The organism is Propionispora vibrioides (genome assembly GCF_900110485.1).
Classification (GTDB): Bacteria; Bacillota; Negativicutes; order Propionisporales; family Propionisporaceae; genus Propionispora; species Propionispora vibrioides.
Window position 1 is genome coordinate 49044 of record NZ_FODY01000008.1, and the last position, 20862, is coordinate 69905.

At 51.2% G+C, this 20862-nt stretch carries 16 protein-coding genes; 5 read left to right on the forward strand and 11 right to left on the reverse strand.

The features are described 5' to 3' along the window. Nucleotides 1–163: 163 nt before the first annotated feature. A complete protein-coding gene (locus BMW43_RS08475; RefSeq protein WP_091745725.1) occupies nt 164–1288 on the reverse strand; it encodes a DUF362 domain-containing protein in 1125 nt (374 codons plus the stop codon). A 246-nt stretch (nt 1289–1534) separates the two neighbouring features. Here BMW43_RS08475 and BMW43_RS08480 point away from each other — a divergent pair, with 246 nt between their 5' ends. Then, nucleotides 1535–2362, forward strand: a complete 828-nt coding sequence (locus BMW43_RS08480; RefSeq protein ID WP_091745728.1) for a polysaccharide deacetylase family protein — start codon at nt 1535–1537, stop codon at nt 2360–2362. Here BMW43_RS08480 and BMW43_RS08485 read toward each other — a convergent pair. The 6 genes from BMW43_RS08485 to BMW43_RS08510 form a co-directional block, all read right to left on the reverse strand. Further along, nucleotides 2359–3123, reverse strand: coding sequence for a nucleotidyltransferase family protein (locus BMW43_RS08485; RefSeq protein ID WP_091745730.1), 765 nt, complete (start codon nt 3121–3123; stop codon nt 2359–2361). The genes BMW43_RS08480 and BMW43_RS08485 overlap by 4 nt on opposite strands. Next, nucleotides 3120–4325: a glycosyltransferase gene (locus tag BMW43_RS08490; RefSeq protein ID WP_091745733.1), complete on the reverse strand. Its 1206-nt coding sequence runs from the start codon at nt 4323–4325 to the stop codon at nt 3120–3122. Before BMW43_RS08490 ends, BMW43_RS08485 begins: the two co-directional genes overlap by 4 nt. Next, nucleotides 4249–5334: a PfkB family carbohydrate kinase gene (locus tag BMW43_RS08495; RefSeq protein WP_091745736.1), complete on the reverse strand. Its 1086-nt coding sequence runs from the start codon at nt 5332–5334 to the stop codon at nt 4249–4251. The genes BMW43_RS08490 and BMW43_RS08495 overlap by 77 nt, the downstream gene beginning before the upstream one ends. Nucleotides 5335–5522: 188 nt before the next feature. Continuing rightward, nucleotides 5523–7106 carry a DHA2 family efflux MFS transporter permease subunit gene (locus BMW43_RS08500; protein ID WP_177173516.1) on the reverse strand — a complete coding sequence of 528 codons (1584 nt, stop codon included), beginning with the start codon at nt 7104–7106 and terminating at the stop codon, nt 5523–5525. 14 nt (nt 7107–7120) lie between these two features. Next, complete coding sequence (locus tag BMW43_RS08505; protein WP_091745741.1) at nt 7121–8143, reverse strand: HlyD family secretion protein; 1023 nt, start codon at nt 8141–8143, stop codon at nt 7121–7123. Between the two features lie 346 nt (nt 8144–8489). After that, nucleotides 8490–9662, reverse strand: coding sequence for an ABC transporter substrate-binding protein (locus BMW43_RS08510; RefSeq protein WP_091745744.1), 1173 nt, complete (start codon nt 9660–9662; stop codon nt 8490–8492). 289 nt (nt 9663–9951) lie between these two features. Between BMW43_RS08510 and BMW43_RS08515 the strand changes: the two genes are divergently transcribed. Continuing rightward, a complete protein-coding gene (locus BMW43_RS08515; protein ID WP_091745747.1) occupies nt 9952–10773 on the forward strand; it encodes an alpha/beta fold hydrolase in 822 nt (273 codons plus the stop codon). A 33-nt stretch (nt 10774–10806) separates the two neighbouring features. Here the strand turns inward: BMW43_RS08515 and BMW43_RS08520 are convergent, their stop codons facing one another. Beyond that, the gene (locus BMW43_RS08520; protein WP_091745750.1) at nt 10807–12516 is read right to left on the reverse strand and encodes an MDR family MFS transporter; all 1710 of its coding nucleotides are present in this window, start codon (nt 12514–12516) and stop codon (nt 10807–10809) included. Between the two features lie 175 nt (nt 12517–12691). Here BMW43_RS08520 and BMW43_RS08525 point away from each other — a divergent pair, with 175 nt between their 5' ends. The 3 genes from BMW43_RS08525 to hcp all read left to right on the forward strand — a co-directional run bounded on the left by BMW43_RS08525 (nt 12692) and on the right by hcp (nt 17303). Beyond that, nucleotides 12692–13774 (forward strand): NAD(P)/FAD-dependent oxidoreductase, encoded by a 1083-nt coding sequence (locus BMW43_RS08525; protein ID WP_091745753.1) that lies wholly within the window; start codon nt 12692–12694, stop codon nt 13772–13774. Between the two features lie 145 nt (nt 13775–13919). Beyond that, nucleotides 13920–15341, forward strand: a complete 1422-nt coding sequence (locus tag BMW43_RS08530) for an MFS transporter (protein WP_091745756.1) — start codon at nt 13920–13922, stop codon at nt 15339–15341. 309 nt (nt 15342–15650) lie between these two features. Then, a complete protein-coding gene (gene hcp / locus BMW43_RS08535; RefSeq protein WP_091745759.1) occupies nt 15651–17303 on the forward strand; it encodes a hydroxylamine reductase in 1653 nt (550 codons plus the stop codon). 165 nt (nt 17304–17468) lie between these two features. Here the strand turns inward: hcp and gnd (BMW43_RS08540) are convergent, their stop codons facing one another. From gnd (BMW43_RS08540) to BMW43_RS08550, 3 genes are all read right to left on the reverse strand, one after another. Then, entirely contained in the window at nt 17469–18875 is a 1407-nt protein-coding gene (gnd, locus tag BMW43_RS08540) for an NADP-dependent phosphogluconate dehydrogenase (protein WP_091745762.1), read from the reverse strand. Nucleotides 18876–19028: 153 nt separating this feature from the next. Continuing rightward, nucleotides 19029–19928 carry a phosphogluconate dehydrogenase (NAD(+)-dependent, decarboxylating) gene (gene gnd, locus BMW43_RS08545; RefSeq protein ID WP_091745765.1) on the reverse strand — a complete coding sequence of 300 codons (900 nt, stop codon included), beginning with the start codon at nt 19926–19928 and terminating at the stop codon, nt 19029–19031. A 113-nt stretch (nt 19929–20041) separates the two neighbouring features. Beyond that, a complete protein-coding gene (locus BMW43_RS08550; protein ID WP_091745768.1) occupies nt 20042–20842 on the reverse strand; it encodes a Cof-type HAD-IIB family hydrolase in 801 nt (266 codons plus the stop codon). Nucleotides 20843–20862 lie beyond the last annotated feature (20 nt).

Genomic DNA, 20862 nt, shown 5'->3' on the forward strand with positions numbered 1-20862 from the left:
CAACCAGGACTTATTTGTGCGGCAGCCTGCCTAGTTTAGCACACTATGCACTACTGTTCCCCAAGCCTCACTTAAGCAGCCAGTTCCCCGTCTGCTAAAAAAGAAAAGACCCCGGATAATAACATCCGGGAGTCCATAATACAGGACGGCAGCCACGCCTGCCCTATACTTTAATCAGTTCATAGGCCCTTTTACCGATACCGATTTTTTCGGCATGGTCCATACAGGACCGCCAATTAGTTTCCGGGTGAGTCACACAGAAGTGATCCTTTTCCGCACAGTCCTCTGGCCGGTCCTTCATCTGTTCGGCCAGATAGCTGTCAGGCAGGGCCGGCGCTTGGTTGGCCATATCGGCACAGGCAACATCCAGGGCAACCGGATCAAAGGAAGCGAACATGCCGATGTCGGGAAGAATCGGCGCATCGTTCTCAGCATGGCAGTCGCAGAAGGGCGACAAATCAATAACCATGTTGATGTGAAAATGCGGCCTGTCATGCAATACCGCCCAGGTATACTCGGCAATCTTCTTGTTCAGGATATCCGTGGATTCATCCCATGCCGCCCCAATCGCATTGAACCGGCAGGTCCCAATACATCGTCCGCAGCCAACGCAGCGCGTGTGGTCAATTTTTGCCTTCTTATCCTGGAAGGAAATAGCACCATGGGCACAGATTTTGAGGCAGGCACCGCAGGCCACGCACTGGGCCGATATCACGCGCGGTTTACCTTCACTATGCATTTCCATTTTCCCGGCCCGGGAGCCACAGCCCATGCCGATATTTTTCAACGCACCGCCAAAGCCGGTAAGCTCATGACCCTTAAAATGGTTTAAACTGATGACCACGTCGGCATCCATTACCGCCCGGCCAATTTTGGCCTCCTTCACATGTTCACCGGCAGGAACCGGAACATAGGCCTCGTCGGTGCCCTTCAGGCCATCGCCGATAATAATCTGGCAGCCGGTGGTAAAAGGATTATAGCCATTTTCGTAGGCAGCGTCCAGATGCTCCAACGCATCTTTGCGTCGGCCCACATATAACGTATTACAGTCGGTAAGAAAGGGTTTGCCCCCCAGGCCTTTAATCACATCGGCCACGACTTTCGCATAATTGGGGCGCAGATAGGCCAAATTCCCCGGTTCACCAAAATGCACTTTAATGGCTACATACTTTTCCTTGAAATCAATCTGCTCAATACCCGCTTTTTTTATCAGTCTTTCCAACTTCTGCAGCAAGTTCATATTCTGGGTTGCCCGTAAATTGGAAAAATAAACCTTGGACCTTTCCATGTTATCCTCCTCCTAGGCTTCGTTCGCTTCGAAACCGCATATAACTGTTCCTTTTCTATTGTAGCCTTTATTACATGAAATAGGCAATATTGTCATATCATTTATCAAGCCTTCACTTCATCTTTCTTTCTACTAATTCCGATAAATTGCCAGGAGAATTCGACAGGAATGTCCCTGGTCTTGTTGAATTAAATGATACAGAAACAATGATTCCCTACTTATTTATGGAAAGGACCGCGCAGTTACATGAAACGTCTGCTTTTATACGTTGCTATCGGCAGCCTTGCTCTCATTACAGCCGGAGTCGCTTATCTGTTCTTCTTTGTTCCCGGAGTTCCCGTACTGAACTATCATGAGGTAAATAACCAAAGCCATGTCTTATTGGCAATCAGCTCGCAGGAATTTGACGCCCAAATGTCTTATTTGGCCAAAGCCGGCTACAACTCTATCACACCTGATCAATTGCTGGACTATCTGCAATACGGTAAACCACTGCCGTCCAATCCCGTTTTGATTACCTTTGATGACGGGTATGAAGACAATTATCAGGAAGCCTATCCTATCCTAAAAAAATATAATTTTACCGCCACCATTTTTCTCATTACCGATTTTGTCGATCATAACAGCCAATATCTGACCTGGCAGCAGATAAAAGAAATGGCCGGCAGCGGCATTCAGTTTCAGTCGCATACGGCAACACATATTATGCTGACCAAAGCTTCGGACAGCGAGGTGCTCGCACAGCTTACCCGGTCCCGAAAGGCAATTGAGCAGCATTTACAAAAAAAAGTGGACTATCTGGCCTATCCGGGAGGCTTTTACAACAATCAGGTAATTGAGCTAACCAAACAGACCGGCTACCGGGCCGCTTTTACGATCAACCTGGGACGGGACAGGACAAATTCCAATTTCTATACCTTAAACCGGATTCCCGTTTTTGAACTGCCTCACACCTTTTTCCACTTTTGGCTGCGCCTTAAACTAACCCGCCTTTGGAACAGCCTGCAAACCTTAAAAATACTATTAACCAACTGTGGCGCTTCCCGGCTGTCAGACTTAATTTATATTCCTTAAGTCTGCCGGCCTTCTTTTTGGTTTATCGAGCTGCCGGGAGCCAGGACGGCCTGGGCCTCATGAGGAGGCAAGTGGGCAATCGCCTCATAATCATTGACCCTGCCAATATCCCACCAGGCATAGTCCCGTACAAAACCGTACACGCCCTTTCCCTCCTGCAGCAAAACAGGAAAGACCTGGGCCGGTAAATCCACCTCCTGTTGCTCCGGTGCAAATCTTTCGATATAAGGAAAAATGCTTTGCTCCAATAAATAAGTTCCCGTACTTACCGGACGATCCAGGTTTGCTTTCTCCAAAAATCCGGTGATCCGGTTCGCCTTATCCACCTCGGCCACGCCCACCTCCAGCCGGTAGCGGCTGGATAAGGCCACAGAAACCACCCCTTGCGTCCGGGTATGAAAATCCATAAATTCACAGTAATCGAGCTGACACAGCGTATCGCCGGGCACAACCAGAAACCGGGGCTCCTTGGCCAGAAGCTCGCGGCACCGCCATACTTCGCCGGCCTTTCCGGCCGGCGCGTTGCCGCGACTGTAGGCAATCTCAACTCCCCACCGCTTCCCATCACCAAAATAGTTTTCTATCTGTTCTGCCAAATAACTGGTTGCTATCACGTACTCCCGGATACCGTAGGCTGCCAACCCAAGAAGAATCCACTCCAGAAGCGGTTTCCCCTGCAGCGGTACCAAGGGCTTGGGTATATAGTCGGTAATCGGCCTCAGCCGGGAACCGCGGCCGGCAGCTAAAATTACGGCTTTCATCGCTGTACCCCTCCCGCAAGCTGTTCGACCCAATTGGCGGCTTCCTCTGCGCCGCCGTATGCGTCCCCCAGCCGTTTGAGCGCCTGAGCCCCTGTCCGGTATGACTCCGACCGGATGACGGTCCGCATGGCCTCTGCCAGCTTGTCCGGCGTTAATGAAGCTTTCTCCAGCACGATGCCGGCCTGAAACCGGGCCATGACAGCAGCGTTATCCTCCTGCTCACCCATGGAAGGTATCACTACGGCCGGACTGCCACAGGCAATACAGCTCATCAGCGTGGAAGAGCCGCCATGAAAAACCGTTACATCACTGGCTTTGATCAGCTCAGTCCCCGGTACAAAGCCTTTAACCATCGCATTGACCGGCGGCCGGTATGCTTTAATGGTATTCGGCGATATGGCAAGACCGGTGGCTACAACGCCGGTAATATCGGGTGTTAATTGCAGTGCTTTTAATACGGTCGCCAAAAACTGCTCGCCAATCAAGGGCGACCCGCCACCTATGGTTATATAGGCCAGGTTTCGTTCTCCGTTGCCAAGATGCTTTTGCTTGAGTAAAAACCGGTCCGGCAATTGGTCCGGCGACTCCACCAGCAGCGGTCCGCAAAAGCGGATCTTTTCCTTTATCTCCCCCAGCCCGGCCCCGAAAAAATCCATTGCCAGGTCTCCGCCAAGCTCCGGCATTCCCTCCATGATAATCAGGTCGGCTGCCCCCAACATGCTTTGCAGGGAAGTTCCGGTTTGTTTCTCCGCTGCTCCCTTACGGTTTATAACTTTACTGACCATCTGGACAGTCTTTTGTCCATGCGGCTGCAAAAAGACCAGGGCTGAGGGGATCCCCAGCGAACGGGCCACGGTGGCACCGCTAACCGTGCCGCTTACAATAAGATCAGGGCAGACCTTTTTTGCCATAGTGCGTTCCAGTTCCACCATCTTTTCCAGCAGTTCCTTCATCTGGGTCAGCGTCGCTTCAGACGGTTCTGCTTTCAAATCCTGTAACGTGCCTGTATGTTGTATATCCGGCATATTGTCAGCTTCCAGTACGTCAAGACCAAAATTCCGTATTACCGGAATCAGTTTGCCTGCAGCGATAAACCTTACGTCGTGGCCCCGCCGCTGCAAAGTCTTAGCGATGGCTATGACTCTCATGGCCTGACCCATGATCGTAGCTGCTCCCATTTGGGCTGTACATAAAATTTTCATCCCGATCCCCCTCTTTTATTTCGTGTACAATGACATGCTGCTGTGACAAAACCTCATCAAGCAAGCTGTGAAAATAACTACGGTAATGCCGATACAGCATGTCCTGCGCTTCCAGCCTGGTGGGAAAGCCTTTGGCATCATACAGGGAGGCCTTGACCGAGCCAAGCAAATTACCCATTACTACCGCCATAATCGGACTCTGCAGCCTGGAATAGGCATAAATGAAGCCGGCTGACGCGGCGTCACCGCAGCCAATAGTATCCACCACTTGCCCTGTATCACTGACCGGTACTTTGGCCCAGAACAATCGCTGCTGCCGTTTCCAGACAACCAAAGAGGCTTGGCTGCCAAAGGTAATCCAGCAAGCCGTCAACCCGCTTTGCACCATCCTGACGGCATAATCCAAATGCTCCGGAAACGTGCCGAGACTGCGGCCCGCAGCCCAGGATGCTTCGTGCTCGTTCATTTTTAAAATATCAATCGCCTGCAGCCATTCCGCTTCCTTAGCCCACTGTTTTCTATACCGTTTGCCGGAATGGTCGACTCCGGTAAGCAGGCCATGAATATCCAGGAATATAGTCGCCTCCGAGCTTTGCCGGAACCGCTTGACTGTTGCCAAGGGAATATCCGTATCGTTTAACGGCATCAATATAACATAATCCCGGTCGGTCAATTGTTCCATTTCTGCGAAGGAAACCGGCGTCATAACCTGTGTCTGCTTACTGACTCGCTCATGCTGGTTTAGGTACTGCAGCTCAATTTCGGTTCCCCTATTCGCCGGTCCGTCCAAACCGCAAAGCCGGATATTGGGGAAATCAAGCAGCGCTAACACCGCTTCCCTGTCGGCTGCCGCCACGTGGGACAGACAAAGGATATCATCTTCCGCACTTTCCAGCAGCTTGGCCAGCACGGTTGCACTATAGGCAACGGCACCGAACTTGCTTGTCGTTTCTCCCGGCGCCCGGTTAATCGTATCTTTTGATATAGGCCCTACAATGCCAAACCTCATGGTTTGCACCTCCGCTTTTACAGCCTTTTCATCCGATTTTCATCGTCCGCAACAAGTATCCGGAAAAGACTATACTTGCTTACTATTCCCTGATGATTGCAAAATATAAATCAAAAAGAGCCAAAACGTGAGTTCCGGCATAAGCCGAAAATTCCCGTCTTGACTCTTTGGCTATGAACCAAATTGTTTTATACACTATCCGGCAAGGGCAGTTGCTCCGGCAGCTTACCGGATTTTTCCTCAGCCGGTTGACTTTTGGTATCACGAATGAACAGTGCCGGCAGAATGCCTGCCGCACACAATACGGCGGTAATCAGAAACACATCGTCAAAAGCGGCCACTGCCGCCTGCTGAGAAACCATCCCCTGCAGACTGCTCAAAGCCAGCAGCTTGGCTGCCGCCGGCGACATGCCGTCCAGAATGAAGTTATTCTGCAGCGCCGCCAACGTGGAAGTTACCAGGTGCGACCCGCTGTCCAGATAATTCCGGTAGGTTGCGCCGTGCACCAGTTGCCTGGTGTCCAGTAAAGTCCCCATAATCGCAACACCCACGCTTCCGCCAACATTTTTAAACAGGTTAAACACACCGGACCCGACTCCCAGTTTATCTTTGGTTAATGTTCCCATAACCCCGTTCGATAGCGGCGACATGGTCAAAGCCAGTCCGACTCCCATGAAAACAAGCGTCACCGCAATATGCGAGTATGGCGTCCGGGCATCGAGCAGGCGGAAAGAAAATAGGGCCAGCGCCATCGTGGACATTCCCAGGGACGCCGGTATTCTTGAGCCGTATTGCCCGGCCAGCCGGCCACCCAGGGGCGCCAGCAAAATCATGGAGAGCGTCAGCGGCAGCATGGATATCCCCGCCTTAATCGCGGTAAAGCCCTGAACATTGCGGAGATAAAACGGCAGAAGAAACAACCCGCCATACATGGCCATAAAGGACAGAAAGCCAACGATATTGGAAACGGTAAACGTAACATTTTTAAACAGGGACAACTCCACCATCGGTACAGCCGTTCGCTGTTCTACCACGAAAAATGCCGCCATAGACAGTACCGCTACGGCCGCCAGGCCCAGAATATAGAAGGATGTCCAGCCTTCATCCGAGCCCTGATTAAGCACCAGCATCAGGCAAATCAAACTGATTACCAGCAAAGCACCGCCGGCATAGTCAATTTTAGCCTTGCTCTGTCCGGTCTTGGATTCCTGCAGTACCTTGGTCCCTAATAACAAGCCGATGGCCGATATCGGTATAATGGAATAAAAGATCAAGCGCCAATCAAGATATTCCACAATAAGCCCGCCCAGGGTCGGACCAAGGGCACTGCCCCCGGCCGCCAGAGCGCCCCACAGGCCTAAGGCCTGCCCCCGTTCGGTCGGAGAAAAAGCATCAGACACCAGAGCCATAGAGTTTGGGAAAAGCAACCCCGCCCCGATACCCTGGAGGACCCGGAACACGATAAGCGCTGTACTGCTCCAGGCCATACCGACCAGCAAGGTAGCCGCTGTAAAAATGGCCAGTCCTGTCAAATACATGCGTTTCCGGCCAAATTGATCGCCCAGTTTACCGGTAATCGGTAAAATCGAACCGTAAGGCAGCATGTAGGAAAGAGAAACCCAGACTACCGAATCCATCGTAAAACCAAATACCTGCATCATATTCGGCAGAGCAATATTGACCGAACTGCTGACATAGGAGCTCAGCATGGTGCCCAGCGTAACGGTCAAAAGCACCATATATTTATTGGGTTGTGTTGTTGCTTGTTCCATCATCATCACCTCTGTTAAGACCGGACGTTTACATTAATTACAGCCGACATGCCCGGTTTTAACTGAGTATTGTCGGTTTTGGCAATACTTATCTTTACAGGCAGTTTCTGCGTAAGTTTGGTATAGTTGCCGGAGGTATTTTCATTGGGCAACAGGGAAAACTGCGAACCGGTTGCCGCCCCCACTTCCTGCACGAGGCCGGTAAACTTCACGCCGGGAAAAGCGTCTACCGTAAAATGCACTGCCTGCCCGTCATGAACCTTGCCGATATACGTTTCGTCAATATTGGCCGCGACCCAAATGTCGTCGGCATCGACAATATTGAATAAGGCTTGGCCTACTGCCACGCTTTCCCCTAAATTAACTGCCCGTTGAGCAATCACACCGGAAATAGGGGCTACAATCGTGGCATCTTCCAATTGGAGCTGAGCATTCTGCAGCATGGCCGCCGCCTGGTCTACCTGGGCCTGTGCTGCCTGAATGTCTTCCTGCCGGGAGCCTTCGGCCACCAGACTGGCCGACTGACTGGAGGAAGCCAACTGCGCCTTCGCCACCGTCAGGGCGGTCCAGGCGGCATCCAGTTGCTGCGCCGCCACGGCGCCTTGATCATAGAGAGCTTTGGTCCGTTCGTAGGCTTTTTCCGCGTTGGTTACATTCGCTTCGGCCGAATCAACGGCCGCACTCGCCTGGGCTACCTGCTGTGGACGGCTTCCGGCCTGCAGTCCTGCCAGCTTAGCCTGGGCAGCGGCCAAATTGGCCTTAGCCTGATCAACCTGCGCCGCTAATTCCTTGGTATCCAGTTTGGCGATAACCTGTCCGGCCGTTACCTGATCTCCCTCATTGACCAGCAGTTCGGTTGTCCGCGCCGAAACCCGGGCGCCTACGGTCACAATGGTACCTTTAACCCTGGCATCATCGGTGGATACCGTACCTGCATAGTTATACCACCACCAACTTCCCCCACCCAGCAGGGCCACGCCGATAACGCCGACGAAAGCTGCCAGTTTCTTTTTGGATTGAAAGAATTTATTACTCATATATATCCTCCCTTTTAGTTAACGCAACAGCCTGGCGCATCCATATAGCCGCCCGGACCAGCGTATAGGCAGGGAGATTTCTTCCTGCGCTATTTATTATTAATCTTAATATTATTAATTATAATAACATTTATTATAAAAGACAACTGTACTTTTTGCCAGTCAACTGCAAAAAAACTACCTGCTTAGGCAACATGCCTAAACAGGTAGTTTTCAATCGTCTTACAAGTATTCTCTTCATTTCTCTCATGCTCTTAGACTCGGCATGAAAAAGAATCATTTGTCACATGATTCTTTTTCATCTAAGGCAGTAAAAAAAAGTCTGGATTTACTTAGTTACGGCAGCTCAGGATTGCTTGATGGTTTCCTTGTAGACCTGCTTGCCGTCTTTCATCTCAATGATGACCACGCCTCTAACAGCATCATGGCTTTCATTCAGGTTCATCTCACCGCTTACACTGGGGAAGTTCTTCGTAGCTGCCAGCGCTTCGCGGATTTTATTGGCATCAGTGCTATTAGCCCGTTTGATGGCATCCACTAATAAGCGAGCGGCGTCATAGCCCATAGCGGCCATGGAGTCAGGCACTTGCCCGTATTCCTTCTGGTAAGCTTCCACGAAGGAATTGGAAACCGGATTTTTGTCTTCCACGGAATAGAAATTGGTAAAATACGTGTTATTTAATGCCTGCGCCCCGCCAAGTTCAGCCAACCGGGGTGAATCCCACGCATCGCCGCCCAGGATTGGTATGGTGATGCCCAATTCGCGCGCCTGTTTAACAATCTTGCCCACATCTTCGTAGTAGCCTGGTATGTAGATGATTTCCGGATTTTGTGCTTTTATGGTAGTCAGAGTAGCTTTAAAATCCTGATCTTTTTGCAGGTAAGCCTCTTCGGAAACGATTTGGCCGCCGCGTTCGGTATATACGCTCTTAAATACCTTGGCTAACCCTTTACTGTAATCGCTGGAATTATCCACCATGATCGCGGCTTTCTTCGCCTTCAGACTATTCCAGGCAAAATTGGCGCCTACCGTTCCCTGGAAGGAATCAATAAAGCAAGCCCGGAACGTATAGTCTTTCACCTTGCCTGTTGCTTCATCAACCGTTACCTTGGGATTTACTGTGGCCGCTGCCACAAAAGGAATCTTATTGTCCTCGGCAACCACCGACCCGGCAATGCCGCAGGAGCTAACAGTGAAACCGGTTACCGCCACTACCCGGTCCTGGGTGATTACTTTGGTCATGGCGTTAGCCGACTCGGAAGGTTCTCCTTTATTGTCTGCTGTGATAATTTCCAGTTTCTTGCCCAATACCCCGCCATTGGCATTGATTTCCTTAAAGGCCAGATTAGCGCCATTGGCCGCCGAAGTGCCGTAAGATGCCGTATTGCCGGTCAGTTCGTAAACCATACCGATTTTGATGGAATCACCGGCCGTATCGCCGCACCCGGCCGTTATGCCCATAGCAGCCAGCAACAGCAAGAACAGCAAAGTCTTACCTGTTAATAACCGTTTTAACATTGATCAACCTCCTAATAAACATATTCTACAATAAGAGCAACAGGAATGCCGTACTAACCGTGACCGGCAGACGCACACACCTCTTATAGCAAAATATTGTATTGTAAAATGCCCGGCACCGCAAGTACCCTGACCGCAGAAAATAAATAATGGCAAAATATTTTATTTTTCTTTATCGGCGGGCAGTCGCGCAATGCCAGACTTTCCCTTTATATTATGTCACCTTTTGGGCAATAAAGGAATAGGCTACTCATAAAAAGGCAGTTTAACTGCCAGGAGGAGCCAGGCGATGGGATGCTATGTAAAAGTTGAAGAAAACGTCAAGCTCTATGTAGAGGACTTAAACCAGGCAGGCTGTGAAACCATTGTCTTTTTGCATGGTTGGCCTGCCGATTATACCATGTTTGAATATCAGTTTGCCTATTTGATCCAGAAAGGCTTTCGCTGCGTAGGCATTGATCAGCGGGGCTTCGGCCGCTCCGATAAGCCGGCTGACGGCTACGACTATAACCGGCTGGCCGATGACGTCTACGGCGTAATCCGCCAACTGGGGTTACAAGATGTTACCTTGGCCGGCCACTCCACCGGCGGCGCCATCGCCGTCCGCTACATGGCCCGCCACAGAGGATACGGCGTGGCAAAACTGGTCCTTTGCGCGGCAGCGGCCCCCAGTCTCATTCAACGGCCGTACTTTCCTTATGGTCTACCGCGGGAAGCCATTGAAAAAATCATCCGGGACACCTATACCGACCGGCCGGCGATGCTGCGGGATTTTGGCGACATGTTCTTTTTTCAATATGTCACCCAGCCTTTCGCTGATTGGTTTTTCCAGCTCGGGCTAAAGGCCGCCCTATGGTCTACGGCAGCCGTGGCCACCACCTGGCTGGGCGAGGAAAAACTTTTTTCCGACCTGGAAAGCATCGAAGTCCCCACCTTGATCCTGCATGGCATTCACGACCGCGTCTGCCACTTCCCCTTGGGCGAAGCACAAGAGCAGGGCATCAGGCATTCCCGGCTCATCCCCTTCTGCTATAGCGGTCATGCCTTGTTCCGGGACGAGCGGGACAAATTCAATAAAGAACTGGCGGACTTCGCGGCGGAATACCGTTAACATCCTCTCTATCAAGAAGGCGACGGCCAGGCGCTATTCGTCTGGCCGCCGCTCCTTGGAACAGTCCTCAGGCCTTTTTTTCCGTTCCCCGTCAATCAGGTCAGGCACCAGCTCGGCTGCCAGCTCCACTTCCGGCGCAATGCCTTCCGCCAGCAGCACCGCCCCGGCATCGGGGGCGGCATTCTGTTTATCCCGCTGTTCCAGCCGGACATTGCCAAGCAACAGGCTTACCAGTACGCCGGCTACGGCAATGAGTGCCGCCACCCAGAACACCACCTGCAGCGATTCGGCCAGCGCTCCCTTGAGCGGTGGCAGCAGGCTGTCACGCAGTTCTGCCGGAATGAGCTGCAAGGTTTCGGGACTTAACAAGATATTAAACATACTGTGGGGGTCGGTCCGGGCCTTCGCCAGCCAGTCGGCCAGCACACTGTTAGCGGCAATAGGCATATTGCTTATAGCCGGAAAAAATTCCTGCGCCATGATGGCATTGGAATAACCGTTAAACACCACTCCGAGCACCGTCATTCCCAACGTGCCGCCAATACTGCGAAAAAATTGCGTCGCCGAAGTGGCAACCCCGCGCCGTTTCGGACCAACCGTGCTTTGCACGGCAATGGTAATCACCGGCATAATCAGGCCCATGCCAATGCCCAGCAGTGCGATATACGCGGCAGCAGCCCATTGCCGCGTATCAATCGTCATGGTGCTTAACAGGTAAAAGGCCAGCGTCATAATGCTCATACCGGCCAGGTAAATCGTTCGGAACGGCAGCCTGGTGGCATAGCGCCCGGCTAAAATACTGGTTCCCATCATGCCCAGCATCATCGGCAGCATCGTATTGCCGGAACCGGTCGCGCTGATGCCCAGCACCCCCTGAAAGAAAAGCGGTAAAAACGCCAACGCTCCAAACATGCCCAGGCCCATGAGAAAACCGACCATATTGCTAACGGCAAACACTTTATTTTGAAATAAATCCAGACTCAGCACCGGATCCAGGGCTCTTTGCTCAACATAAAGAAAGAGCGCCCAGGCGGCAAACGAAAGGCCTAATAAGCCAAATATCTGCCAAGACAGCCAGGAATAACCGGCTCCGCCCATATTTAACCCCAGCAGCAAAGAGACAGTTCCGATAATGAGCAGTAAAATACCGGCATAATCAATATGAACCTGACCGGCAACCGGTTTCTCATCGCGCAGACCCATATAGATGGTAGCTGTCGCCAAAAAGCCAATCGGCAGGTTGATGTAAAAGACCCACTGCCAGGAGGCATAGTCAACAATCCAGCCGCCAATGGCCGGACCAACCACCGACGACAACCCAAACAGCGCCCCCATGATGCCCTGCCACCGGCCCCGTTCGCCCGGCGGAAAGATATCGCCGACGATCGTCATGGCCAAAGGCATCATAATGCCACCGCCAATCCCCTGCAAGGCCCGGTACAGAATGAGTTGCAGCATGGTCTGGCTGGTCCCGCAAAGCGCCGAGCCGCCGATAAAAATCAATAATCCGGCTATATAAATCAGCCGGCGCCCGTATACGTCGGCCAGCTTGCCGGCAATCGGCACCACTGTCGTCGAAGTAAGCATATAGGTAGTGGTCACCCAGGTCATAATACTCAGTCCGCCAAGCTCACCAATAATGCGGGGCATCGCTGTCCCCACCACCGTCTGATCCAAAGAAGAAAAAAACAGAGCTAAAAACAAACCTGTCAGTAGTATTCTTCGCTGCCTATCACTGTTCATGGCTTCCTCCCGCTAATGGAATGACTTGGTTTAGCCTTCCCCTGTTGAGAAAATAATATCAACAAGACTCCTGTAACTTAAGAAAATCTCCGGCTAAATCACCCTGCCGCCTGAGTCACCGAACATATTCTGCATATAGTTGGCCATGCTATGAATAAATAGCTGGGGGGGTTTTATGAAAATAGCAATTATGGGAGCCGGCCTGTCGGGTTTAGCCTGCGCATTAACCCTGGAGAAAAACGGTCTCACTCCCACCATCTTAGATAATCGGCGCTGCGCCGGCGACCGGTTTGTTAATGGAGAAATACTACTGCCTATGCTGGAAGAATCCTTCAGCGATCCGCTGATTCAGCTATCAGAAGCTTACGGCATATACCTGCAGCCCACCAACAATATTACGGCACTCACGTTGCATTCCGAAAATAAAACAGCCCAATTAACCGGCCAACTAGGCTTTATTAATCTGCGGGGCAGGGTGGAAAACTCGTTTGAGTCCCAATTGGCCCGGCAACTAAAGACCAAAATCTTATTCAACTCACCCTACGACTATACTGATATATTAAAAGAATTTACTCATATTGTATTGGCCGTTGGCGATTTCAGGTATACCGAGGAAATACAGCGAGTAAAAAGCAGTCTCGCTGTTACTTTAAAGGGGGCAATCGTCGCCGGGAACTTCAATCAGCGCGAAGTGGCCGCCTGGCTTGACAACACCATAGCTCCCAAAGGGTATTGCTACTTAATCCCCTTATCCGGCCAGGAAGCCAACATTACCTTAGCCTATCCGGAATATCCCGAGGCGCAGGGACTAAGCCAGAACAAGCTGTGGGACAAATTTTTCGAACGGGTCTGTAAAGATACTCAGCAAGATTTAAGAGTCACCGATCAGTTTGAAATTCACCAGTACCGGATGGGAATTTCCGCTATTCCCCGCATCGGCAACACCTTCTTTGTCGGCAATTGCCTGGGAACTATGATGCCGGCGCTGGGCTTTGGCCAATTGCCGTCCATGTTATCCGGTATTTATGCTGCCCAGGATTTGCTCGGGCAATCAAGCTACCAGAAAACGGCCAAATCCATTTACCAAAGTTATAACCACTCCCTGACACTCCGGAAGTTTCTAGAATCCTTAGACAATGCCAAACTGGACACCCTTATTGATCTCGTAGGCACTCCCCTGGCTAACCGTTTGCTGAATAACCGGCGCATCAGCCTGCTAAAAATAATCAGCCGCCTGTTGGCACCGCTTTTCGGATAAACAAACGTCCCATTACCAAACAAAAGAATTGTTGAAATCTTACATCTAATGACCATAACCTGCCGGATAATCCGCTTGCTAATCCTACATAGCTGGCTTATGATTAAAATATCTGATAAAAATTGCCTAATTTGAGGAAATTACTATGCTCAATTTACCATCCTTACCATACTATCGCTGGCTGGTGTTTGGCGTAACCGCTACAGGGACTTTCATGGCAACCCTTGATTCCAGCATTGTCAACGTCGCGCTGCCCCGCATCTCGACCACGCTTGATTCCAGCCTGCCACTGGTTCAGTGGGTCGTATCGGCTTATCTGCTGACCATTTCCTGCCTGCTGCCGCTATTTGGCCGTCTGGGCGACATGCTCGGCCGCCGCTCGGTCTATACCACCGGTTTTCTCATTTTTACCCTGGGTTCGCTGCTCTGCGGCCTGGCCGGCCACATTGCCCTGTTGATCACGGCCAGAGTGATCCAAGCCGTGGGAGCCGCCATGCTCATGGCCAACGCTTCGGCCATTGTGGCTGCCACCTTTCCCAGCTCCAGCCGTGGACAAGCCCTCGGCATGGTGGGAACCATTGTCGCGCTGGGCTCCCTGACAGGCCCCAGTGTGGGCGGCGTATTGGTTGATCTGTTTGGCTGGGAGTCGATCTTCTACGTCAATCTGCCGATTGGCTTACTCGGTTTTGCCGCCAGCCAGATTATTCTCCCCCGGGAAGCCCGCCAAACCGGCGAAGCCTTCGATTACCCGGGCGCCATACTGTTCGCTGCCGGCATGACCTGCTTTCTGCTCTCCATCATTCATGGTGAGGATTTAGGCTGGCTGTCCAAAACAGTCATTACCTTGTTTATCGCTGCCGTTGTTCTCTTAACCCTCTTTATCCGTCACGAAAAACGCGCCCCCTTTCCGATGATTGACCTAAGCCTATTTAAAATTTGGGCCTTCTGGTCCGGCAATGCCGCCGGTCTGATTTCCTTCATGGCCCTTTTTTCCAATACCATGCTGCTTCCCTTCTACCTAACCACTATCCTGCACCTAAGTCCTTCGCAGGTCGGCCTGCTGATGACCCCCTTCCCACTCTTAATGGCCCTGCTGGCCCCGGTCAGCGGTTATCTGTCCGACCGGATCAACCCGGCTTTTCTCAGCACCGCCGGGCTGAGTGTGACTACCCTGGGACTGCTCTCGCTAACCCTGTTGGGCGAACACAGCTCGCTTTGGGAAATCGCCTTTTCTCAGGCTACGCTGGGCTTAGGCAACGCACTCTTTCAATCTCCCAATAACAACAGCGTCATGAGTTCGGTCCCGCCGGAAAAACTGGGCATTGCCAGCGGCTTCAATTCGCTGGTAAGAAATATTGGCCAGGTTTCGGGTATCGCCATCTCCGTGTCGATTTTCGAAAACCGCCAGGCCGCCGCACTGGCCGGTTTTACCCAGCCTGATGCGGCTCAGCAGGTTGCCGCCTTTCTGTCCGGCTACCACACCGCCCTGTTTGCGGGAGCCCTGTTTGCCGCTATCGGTGCCGCCTTATCCTTCGTCAGGCGGACTGAACTGGCCGCCAAAAACTAAATCGACCGCTCCAACAGCAGCCTCCTCCCTGGCGGAGAGCCTGCTGTTTTTATGTTGCCTCCGGCAGACTCGGTCACTGTCCGCTGAGCCGTGAAAGGCAAGGATCTGCTATCGATATCATAATTATAAAAAAACAGGGAATAGTAATCTTGCTATAACTGCTTTTATTGGCAAAGACAGCAAAAAATGATAAATTTTTTATTTTATCGTGAAACCGGCAGGATTTTTTGACTGAAAATTCTAACTTATTCTCCAGGATTTCTTACTGTTAAAGTAAGGTCTAACTATATTAAAAAGGAGCGATTCGGTTTGGACAATGCGATGTTTTGTTACCAGTGTGAACAAACTTTCGGCGGCAAAGGATGTACCAAGGGCGGTGTCTGCGGTAAAACCCCGGAAATTGCCAATTTGCAGGATCTACTGATTTACCAGCTAAAGGGTATCTCCTGCTATGCCAAGGAACTGATCGACCAAGGTAAACCGATTGACAAAGAGGTGGTTAAGTTTGTCGAAAATTCCCTGTTCACCACTCTGACCAACGTCAACTTCGACGTCGATGTCCATGTAAAACGGCTGCAGGAATCGCAAAAAATAAAAGAACAGTTACGCAGCCAGGCCCCGCAGAAAACCTATCCCGACGCAGCCACCTACAATCTGAGCGATAGCAAGGAGGCCATGCTCAAGGATGCGGTCAAGGCGGGCATTATGTACGACCAGACCCTGGACGCCGACATCCGTTCCCTGCGCTCCACCGTCCTGTACGGCCTAAAGGGTATCAGCGCCTACGGTCATCAGGCCAGATTTATCAACTTTTACAGCGACCAGGTAGACAACTTCTACTTCCAGGGGTTAGAAGCCACTACCAACGATAATCTCACCCTGGACGACATGATTCGTGTGGTTATGCGGACAGGTAATATGAGCGTCGAAGTCATGAAGGTACTGGACGAGGCCAATACGACGACCTATCAAAACCCATCGCCCCACCAGGTTGATGTCAACCCCAAAAAGGGCCCCTTTATCATTATCTCCGGTCATGACCTGCGCGATCTGGAAATGCTGCTGGAGCAAACCGAAGGAAAGGGTATCAACATCTATACCCACGGCGAAATGCTGCCGGCCCACGGCTATCCGGGACTGAAAAAATATAAACACCTGGCCGGCAACTACGGCTCGGCCTGGCAAAATCAGCAGAAAGAATTTGACAACCTGCCGGGCTGTATCCTGATGACCACCAACTGTCTGATGCGCCCCCGGGAAACTTATAAGGACCGGATTTTTACGACCAACGTAGTCGGCTGGGAAGGTGTGAAAAACATTAAAACCAAGCCTGACGGCACTAAGGATTTCAGTGAAATCATCGATAAGGCCTTAGAGTTAGGTGGCTTTACCGAAGATGAAGAAGCGCACAAAATCCTGGTCGGCTTCGGGCACCACGCCACCCTATCCCATGCCGAAGCCATTGTCAATGCAGTAAAGGACGGCAAGGTGCGCCACTTCTTCCTCATCGGCGGCTGCGACGGTGCCCGGCCGGGACGCAATTACTACACCGAGTTCGCCAAACTCGTTCCAGAGGACTGCGTCATCCTGACCCTGGCCTGCGGCAAATACCGTTTCAATAAGCTGGATTTCGGTACTGTCGCCGGTCTGCCGCGGCTCTTAGACATCGGGCAGTGCAACGATGCCTATTCGGCCGTCCGGATTGCCACAGCGCTGGCCGATGCCTTCGATACCGATGTCAATTCCTTGCCGCTATCCATCGTGCTGTCCTGGTACGAGCAAAAGGCCGTTGCCGACCTGTTGGCGCTCTTATCGCTTGGCATCCAAAATATGCGGCTCGGTCCCAGCTTGCCGGCCTTCCTGTCGCCTAATGTGCTGCAATATCTGGTGGAAACCTTCAGCATCAAACCGATCAGCACACCGGAGGACGACTTGAAGAGCCTGCTTAAACAGGCAAACTAATCTTTGCCTCGCGCTCGCGCTGCTGCGAGGGCGTAGTAAGAGTCGCAAGGCCCGCCCCCTATTCAATCTAAAATGTAAAACGGCAAGGCTCAAAAATTTTGAGTCTTGCCGTTTCTTATGTCTGACCGAAAGACCTGCTGCAGGGAACTGCGCTTGCCGTTTGTTTTATGCTTCCCAGTTATGATGGAAAGTGCCTTCCTTGTCGTTCCGTTCAAAGGTGTGGGCCCCAAAATAGTCCCGTTGGGCCTGCAACAGATTGGCCGGAAGCTCGGCCGCCCGGTAACTGTCGAAATAGGACAGGGAGCTGGTAAAGGCCGGCACCGGAATTCCTGCCTGAATGGCGGCAACCACTACTTCCCGCCAGTCCTTCTGGTAATTTTCTATACTGGTGCGGAAATACTCATCCAGAAACAGGCTGGGCAAGCCCTGATCCTTATCGTAGGCTTTCTTGATTTTATTTAAAAACTGCGCCCGGATAATGCAGCCGCCGCGGAAAATCATCGCAATACTGCCCAGATCCAAATTCCAGCCGTACTGCCGGGAGGCACCGGCCATCAGACTGAATCCCTGGGCATAGGCGCCGATTTTGCTGACATACAGGGCCCGGCGAATGGCTTCGGCGAAAGCCGCCGGCTTACGAACAGAATGTGCTTCCGGTCCGGTCAAACGCTTGGCGGCTGCCACCCGTTCATCCTTCATGGCCGACAGATAGCGTTCAAATACAGCAGTGGTAATCGACGGGATGGGCACGCCCAGGTCCAGCGCCACCTGACTGGTCCATTTGCCGGTACCTTTTTGTCCGGCCTTATCCAGAATAACTTCCACCATAGGCTTCCCTGTGGCCGGATCGATTTTCCCTAAAATATCGGCCGTAATTTCAATCAGGTAACTGTTTAGTTCGCCCTGGTTCCAGCCGGCAAAAATCCCCTTAATTTCCTCAGGCTTGAGGCCCAATAGCTCTTTCAGCAAAATGTAGGCCTCGCAAATGAGCTGCATATCGGCATATTCAATGCCGTTATGCACCATTTTGACAAAATGCCCCGCCCCGTCGCTGCCAATATAGGTGCAGCAGGCATCCTCCCCTACCTTGGCCGCAATAGCCTCAAAAATAGGCTGCACCAAGGCATAGGCTTGCGGGTCGCCGCCCGGCATAATCGCCGGTCCTTTTAGCGCGCCTTCCTCTCCGCCGGACACGCCGGTACCAATAAAGTGAATTCCTTGAGCGGCAAGCTGCTGATGACGGCGAATGGTGTCCTGATAAAAGGAATTGCCGCCGTCAATCAAAATATCTCCCTGCTCCAGATAGGGCAAAAGCTGCTCAATAGTGGTATCCACCGGACTGCCGGCTTTGACCATAATCAGTATTTTGCGCGGCCGTTCCAACGACGCAACCAATTCCTGCAGCGAATAGGCCCCCGTCAGTTGCCGTCCGGCTGCCTCAGCCAGCAATTGCTTTGTTTTCTCCTCCGAACGGTTGTAAACCGCTACGGCATAGCCGTGATTGGCCATATTGAATGCCAGATTTTTTCCCATGACCGCAAGACCGATTACGCCAATCTGACTCTTATTCATATTGCTTCCTCCTTTTTTCCATTTGCGCTGAAACAAAAATGTATCGTATTTTTCTTAAGAAAAAGGGCGTGTTCCTAGAACGCTTTTATAACGCCCCAATGGACACGCCTTAGCAAAGTTTCCCTTCAACTATCCACCAGAGAACATACACTTTTACCTGCACGAGGCCACGGCATGCCCGCCAAATTGATTGCGTAAGGCAGCCACCACTTTACCGGAGAAGGTATCTGTCTCTAAGGAACGATAGCGCATCAGGAGAGCTAGGGCAATAACCGGAGTACAAACCGCATGTTCAAGCGCCTCTTCCACCGACCACTTGCCCTCGCCCGTTGAGTACATGATCCCCTTGATACCACTTAAATCACAATCTGTCTGCAGGGCATTCTCCAGTAATTCCATCAACCAGCTCCGAATCACCGACCCATGGTTCCACACGCCGGCAACATCTTTAAGATTATAGTCAAAGCCGCTCTTCTGGAGCAGTTCAAATCCTTCGGCAATCGCCTGCATCATACCATACTCAATGCCGTTATGGATCATTTTGCAGTAATGCCCGCTGCCACTGGCGCCGGTATAAACACACCCCTGTGCAACTGATATACTGAGAAACAGCGGTGCGCAATAATCATAAATTTCTTTGTCACCACCAACCATCAAACAGACTCCTTGTTTTGCACCGCTTACCCCACCGCTGGTTCCGCAATCGAGATAATGAATACCGTATTTTTTTAGCCGCGTATATCGGTGCAAGGTGTCTTTATAGTGCGAATTACCACCATCAATCAAGATATCTCCCGCACTGAGTTGAGGCAGCACCTGCTCAATCGTTTGTTCCACCGGTTCACCAACGGGAAGCATCAAATAGATAATTCTCGGCGAGGTCAGGCAACTGACTAGATTTTCTATTGATCCGGCAATGGTTGCTCCCTTTGCATCCAGCCCTTTCATATTGTCGGGATTAATATCATAAACAGTAAGTTCGTGTCCTTTATCCAAGACATTTTCCGCCAGGTTGTAACCCATCTTGCCTATCCCAATTAAACCCAGTTTCATATAGTTCCTCCTAACGGCTGCTGGATTCCATCCCTGTTCCAGCTTATAGTAGTCAAACCGTCGTTCTCCCCAGTCTATCCATTTACATAGTCAGTTCCCCCGCCAAGGTCTATTTATTCGAGATATTGTTTCAGAGCTTTCTCCACTCCCAAATGGTCATGATCACCAATTACCACGTTGGCAACTTCTTTTACTTCTTCACAGCCATTAGCCATAGCCAAACCGATACCAGCAATTTTGATCATCCCAACATCATTGCACTCATTACCAATCGCCATAATGTTTTTCCAGGCAAGACCATAATATTCTTTAATGGCCAGCAAAGCATTTTCTTTACCTGCCTGCCGGTCAACCAAGCCTAACCCGCTTTTCCCCTCAGCAAACACTTGTAGCTGGGGACAATGCTCCCGGATGGCAGCATGATAAAATGACAGCAACTCGTCGGCAATGTCCAAGGCAAATAAGTTGTAAGCCGACTCCGGTATAAATACCAGACTTTTCCCCTCCATCGACCTGCCGGGAGAGTGATGGGCCTGCGAAAACAGTCTTGTTCTTTCATCCATATTCCGGATGTAAAAATACTCCCGGCCGTAAACTTTAAAATACGTCTGATACTCCTCAAGCAGCCGCACCGCATAGTGGTAGTCCGGCAAAGACATGGGGTGATTATAAAGGACCTTACCATTGCCTGGGATAAAAACATAACTTCCCCCCAGAGCTATCAGTGGTGTCGTAATTCCCAACAGTTCATAAGCCGGTAAAGCTCCGACCGGCATGCGGGACGATGCTACCACTACCCTGATGCCCAGTTTGCTAATTTGCTTTATATACTGTACCGTACTTTCCGGTATCTGTTTATTACTGTCCAGCAAAGTGCCATCAAGATCGAGGGCTATTAATTTTATCTCCTGCATAGGTTCCTCCCATGTCAATG

Excerpts from the sequence above, each read along its gene's own strand:
- BMW43_RS08475 (WP_091745725.1), bottom strand. The coding sequence starts at position 1,288 with ATGGAAAGGTCCAAGGTTTATTTTTCCAATTTACGGGCAACCCAGAAT.
- BMW43_RS08480 (WP_091745728.1), top strand. The coding sequence starts at position 1,535 with ATGAAACGTCTGCTTTTATACGTTGCTATCGGCAGCCTTGCTCTCATT.
- BMW43_RS08485 (WP_091745730.1), bottom strand. The coding sequence starts at position 3,123 with ATGAAAGCCGTAATTTTAGCTGCCGGCCGCGGTTCCCGGCTGAGGCCG.
- BMW43_RS08490 (WP_091745733.1), bottom strand. The coding sequence starts at position 4,325 with ATGAAAATTTTATGTACAGCCCAAATGGGAGCAGCTACGATCATGGGT.
- BMW43_RS08495 (WP_091745736.1), bottom strand. The coding sequence starts at position 5,334 with ATGAGGTTTGGCATTGTAGGGCCTATATCAAAAGATACGATTAACCGG.
- BMW43_RS08500 (WP_177173516.1), bottom strand. The coding sequence starts at position 7,106 with ATGGAACAAGCAACAACACAACCCAATAAATATATGGTGCTTTTGACC.
- BMW43_RS08505 (WP_091745741.1), bottom strand. The coding sequence starts at position 8,143 with ATGAGTAATAAATTCTTTCAATCCAAAAAGAAACTGGCAGCTTTCGTC.
- BMW43_RS08510 (WP_091745744.1), bottom strand. The coding sequence starts at position 9,662 with ATGTTAAAACGGTTATTAACAGGTAAGACTTTGCTGTTCTTGCTGTTG.
- BMW43_RS08515 (WP_091745747.1), top strand. The coding sequence starts at position 9,952 with ATGGGATGCTATGTAAAAGTTGAAGAAAACGTCAAGCTCTATGTAGAG.
- BMW43_RS08520 (WP_091745750.1), bottom strand. The coding sequence starts at position 12,516 with ATGAACAGTGATAGGCAGCGAAGAATACTACTGACAGGTTTGTTTTTA.
- BMW43_RS08525 (WP_091745753.1), top strand. The coding sequence starts at position 12,692 with ATGAAAATAGCAATTATGGGAGCCGGCCTGTCGGGTTTAGCCTGCGCA.
- BMW43_RS08530 (WP_091745756.1), top strand. The coding sequence starts at position 13,920 with ATGCTCAATTTACCATCCTTACCATACTATCGCTGGCTGGTGTTTGGC.
- gnd (WP_091745762.1), bottom strand. The coding sequence starts at position 18,875 with ATGAATAAGAGTCAGATTGGCGTAATCGGTCTTGCGGTCATGGGAAAA.
- gnd (WP_091745765.1), bottom strand. The coding sequence starts at position 19,928 with ATGAAACTGGGTTTAATTGGGATAGGCAAGATGGGTTACAACCTGGCG.
- BMW43_RS08550 (WP_091745768.1), bottom strand. The coding sequence starts at position 20,842 with ATGCAGGAGATAAAATTAATAGCCCTCGATCTTGATGGCACTTTGCTG.